Origin of the sequence: Mesorhizobium sp. M7A.F.Ca.CA.004.12.1.1, assembly GCF_003997835.1 — a bacterium.
Lineage (GTDB): Bacteria > Pseudomonadota > Alphaproteobacteria > Rhizobiales > Rhizobiaceae > Mesorhizobium.
The window spans coordinates 1-3830 of sequence record NZ_RZRK01000594.1 but is presented as its reverse complement, the minus strand read 5'-3'; the positions used below and the strand labels follow the sequence as shown (position 1 = coordinate 3830).

Here is a 3830-nt window from a genome sequence, read left to right as displayed (position 1 = left end):
GTAGGGGATGTTCGCGCCATAGGCGCCCCAGTTGACCGCCGACGAAGGAATGCGCTTGCCGCGCGAATCCGTCACCTCATAGCCGGACCGGTCGAGATAGCCCGGATCGTTGCGCAATCTCGGCAGCATCTCGTTGACGATGATCGATTGCGGCACGCCCCAATAGGGATGGAAATCGACCTGCTTGATCTGGTCGTAGAAGAAGGAGGTCTGGTTGGTGGTCCGGCCAACGACGACACGCGTCTTGAGCTTTTCCTCGCCATTGTCGATGTAGCTCGCGGTGAAGGCCGGCTGGTTGATGAAGACGCGCGGGCTGCCGAGATCGGAGGGCAGCCAGCGCAGTTCCTCGAGCGCCACTTCCACCTTCAGCAGCTTGTCGGCCTTGGATGTTCCGGCCAGCGTCGCGACGGTGCGCGGGCCGATGACGCCGTCGCCCTTCATGCCTGCCTTTTGCTGCACGGCCTTGATGACCGGGACCAGTTCCGGATCATAGACTTCGCTGGTGGCCAGCCTGGACAGGATCTCGCCATAGGCGCCGCCCATCTCGTCATCGAGATTGCGCGCGATCAAGGTCAGGAGCTTCGGCAGTTCGGGGCTGGTTCCGCCCGGCTTCAGCAACAGTTTGGGGTCGACGACGATTTCGTTTTCCGCACTGGCCTGCAGAGATTCGAGTTCGACGCGCAGCGCCTGGTATTCCGCATTCTGCGGATGCCGCGATTCGAGATAGGTGCGCACTTGCTGGGTATGCGCCAGCGTCCTCAGCACGCCTTGCAAGTCGAGCGGCTTGGCCGGGAAATCATAGTAGCCGGTCATGCGGTTGGGATCGACGCGGCCGTTCTGGGCGTCGTGGGCATAGCGCAGCACACGCGCGGAAAGCGCCATCTCGAAACGGACGAGCTCTTTCAGTTGCGCATTGGCGTCAGTCGTCGATGCGCCGGCAGCGGGCACTTCGACCGTATAGTCGGCGGGCGTGAGGCCATAGCTTGAAGCCTCGCCAAGCACCCGAACCGCATCCTGCGCGCGGCTGTTGAGGCTGGTTCCGCTTATCCAGATGAAATCCGGATTGGCCGAGTAATACGCGATCAGCGCCTTGGCGATGTCGGGCTCGGCTAAGAGTTCGTAGTCAGCCAAGCTGGCAACCGCTTCACGAAACGCAGCGCCCGTTGCCGACGGCACGAAAGCCGCATCCTGTGGCGCCGCCGGCTCTGGCGTCGGGGCCAGCGCCGAGAAGTCGACGCGAACCAGCCGGTCCGCCTTGTAGGTGTAATAGGATGGGCTGCTGATTCTCGCGCCGCCACCGCCACCGCTGGCCGGAGCCTTCGGCTTTGGCTTGTGCTTCGGTGGCGGGGGCGGAAACTCGCCTTTCGGCGCGTGCTTTACGCCGCCGCCGAAAAGCATGTCGAACAGCCCCTGCGCGCCTGCCTGGGGTACACCGAAAGCCAGCGTTGCCGCGATCGCCACCAGCGGCATCACGGTTGCTTTGTTTCCGAGGAATTTCATGAATCACCCGCTCCGGCCGCAACCGGTTCCCGTTCCGCACGCTAGATCGTCCCGCTCACCGCATGGCGGATGTAAGGCGCGACTATACTGATTCATACCGATTTCGTTAAGCTTTCATAAATTTTGGAAAGCCTGTTGCAGAACGGTTTCACAAGATCGTGACGGCTGGAGCGGAGGGTTGTTCCGCCCCAGCCGGAAATCTCTCGGGATCAGGCGTTGGCGCCGCCATCGATGGTCAGGGCAGCGCCGGTGACGAAGCGGCCTTCAGGGCCTGCAAGCCAGGCGACCATGCCGGCAATGTCATCGGCCTTGCCGAAACGCGGTGTTGCCATTTTCCGGCGCTGATGCTCGGCATGCGGGCCGTCGGCCGGGTTCATGTCGGTGTCGGTCGAACCGGGATGGACGACGTTGGCGGTGATGCCGCGCGGGCCGAGGTCGCGCGCCAGCGCCCTGGTCAGGCCGACCAGCGCCGCCTTGCTGGCCGAATAGGCCGTGAGGCTGCCGTCGGTCGCCCTCTCGGCAAGGTTGCTGCCGATCGAGATGATGCTGCCGCCCTCACCCATATGCACGGCCGCCGCCTTCGAGGCGATGAATGGAGCCCGGAGATTGACCTCCATGGTCTCGTCGAAATCTGCGAGCGACAGCGTGTCGATGGGGGCGGCCCGCCAGATGCCGGCGCTGTTGACCAGGATGTCGAGCCGGCCGAAGGCGGTCACTGCGTCATCGACGGCCTTGTCTATGGCCACCGCATCGCGGTTGTCGGCCTTGATCGCGATGGCGCGGCCGCCCTTGGCCTCGATTTCGGCGACAACCGAGCGGGCCTGCTCCTCGCCATGCACATAAGTTAGCGCGACACTGGCGCCGTCGGCCGCGAGCCGTCGCGCAATCGCCGCACCGATGCCGCGACTGCCGCCGGTGACGAGCGCGGCCTTGCCGCCCAGTTGGTTGGATGACATCGATTTCTCCTTTTGTAACGATCGATACATAAATACCTGTCAGCCTTGCCCGTCGGCGTCAACTTAATTATGTATCGATCAACACAGAAAAGAGCATCATGCCGGAACGAGGCCGCCCCCGCACTTTCGATCGAACCGCAGCCCTGCGCCGCGCGATGGAGGTGTTCTGGGCCCGTGGTTACGAAGGCGCGTCGATGAGCGAGCTGACCGCCGCCATGGGCATCAACTCGCCCAGCCTCTACGCTGCCTTCGGCAGCAAGGAGGCGCTGTTCCTGGAGGCGACGGATTTTTACTCGCACACCGAGGGTGCCGACATCTGGCTGGCGCTGGAGGAAGCTCCGACTGCGCGGCAGGCGATCGAACAATTCCTGAGCCTGACGGCGAGGGCCTATGCGCAGAGCGATCGTCCGCAGGGCTGCCTGATCACGCTGGGCGCACTGCATCAGGATTCGAGCCGCGGCGCCATCTGCGACGACCTGCGCCGTCGTCGCGCCGAAAACCACACCGCACTGCAGAAGCGTCTGGAGCGCGGCGTTGCCGAAGGCGAATTGCCGGCGGATTTCGATGCGAGCGCCGCCGCGACCTTCTTCGCCACGGTCCAGCACGGCATGTCGATCCAGGCGCGCGACGGCGCCTCGCATAATGCCCTGCTGGCGACGGTAGCCGGGGCCATGGCGGCCTGGAGGACGCTGGCCGGCGGCAGCGCGGCGTGACAAACGCCGGCTGGTGTGCTCGAAATCCGCCAGCAAGGCGGGAGGGATGAGAGCGTGAAAAAGGGTTATCGCGAGCTGCTGGACGAGGCGAACGCCGTGATCGAGGTGGTTTCGCCGGAGGAGGCGGCCGGGCTGATCGACGATGAAGACACCATCTTCGTCGATCTGCGCGATCCACGCGAAGTGGAACGCGACGGCAAGATTCCCGGCGCCAAGCATGTCACGCGCGGCATGCTGGAGTTCTGGATCGACCCCGAAAGCCCTTACCACAAGCCCTTCTTCGCCTCGGGCAAGAACTTCGTGTTCTTCTGCGCCGGCGGCTGGCGCTCGGCGCTGGCCACAAAGACGGCGCAGGACATGGGGCTTTCGCCGGTCAAGCACATCCTTGGCGGCTACACCGCCTGGAAGGCCGCCGGACTGCCGGTCGAACCCGGCGAGAAGAAGAAATAATCTCGACCGCCGCTCAGTGCAGCAGCAATGGCTCGCGATTCGCCACGAAGCCAACCGCGCGTTCGACCACGCCCTTGTCGGCGAGAATGCGGCGGTGGCCGAGCCCGTCGGCCCAGTAGAGCCGCACATGGCCGCCGGCGCCGGCATAGCGCCTTGCATGATCGGCCGAGACTTCGCGGTCGTCCTGCGCATGGATGACCAGGGTCGGCAC

The 3830-nt window shown here is 64.4% G+C and carries 4 protein-coding genes and 1 pseudogene; 2 read left to right on the top strand and 3 right to left on the bottom strand.

The window, feature by feature from the left end; genetic code table 11:
* Together EN984_RS25755 and EN984_RS25750 are read right to left on the bottom strand one after the other, a co-directional pair.
* The coding region (locus tag EN984_RS25755) for a L,D-transpeptidase family protein (RefSeq protein WP_127384042.1) at nt 1–1500 on the bottom strand (1500 nt) is incomplete at its 3' end.
* 209 nt (nt 1501–1709) lie between these two features.
* Nucleotides 1710–2456, bottom strand: coding sequence for a 3-oxoacyl-ACP reductase family protein (locus EN984_RS25750; RefSeq protein ID WP_127270861.1), 747 nt, complete (start codon nt 2454–2456; stop codon nt 1710–1712).
* Nucleotides 2457–2554: 98 nt separating this feature from the next.
* Here EN984_RS25750 and EN984_RS25745 point away from each other — a divergent pair, with 98 nt between their 5' ends.
* On the top strand, nt 2555–3169 hold the full coding sequence (locus EN984_RS25745) for a TetR/AcrR family transcriptional regulator (RefSeq protein WP_127270858.1): 615 nt from the start codon (nt 2555–2557) through the stop codon (nt 3167–3169).
* A 54-nt stretch (nt 3170–3223) separates the two neighbouring features.
* Nucleotides 3224–3619: a rhodanese-like domain-containing protein gene (locus EN984_RS25740; RefSeq protein WP_127270856.1), complete on the top strand. Its 396-nt coding sequence runs from the start codon at nt 3224–3226 to the stop codon at nt 3617–3619.
* A 13-nt stretch (nt 3620–3632) separates the two neighbouring features.
* Here EN984_RS25740 and EN984_RS25735 read toward each other — a convergent pair.
* Nucleotides 3633–3830, bottom strand: a pseudogene (locus EN984_RS25735) (alpha/beta hydrolase); the annotation flags it as partial.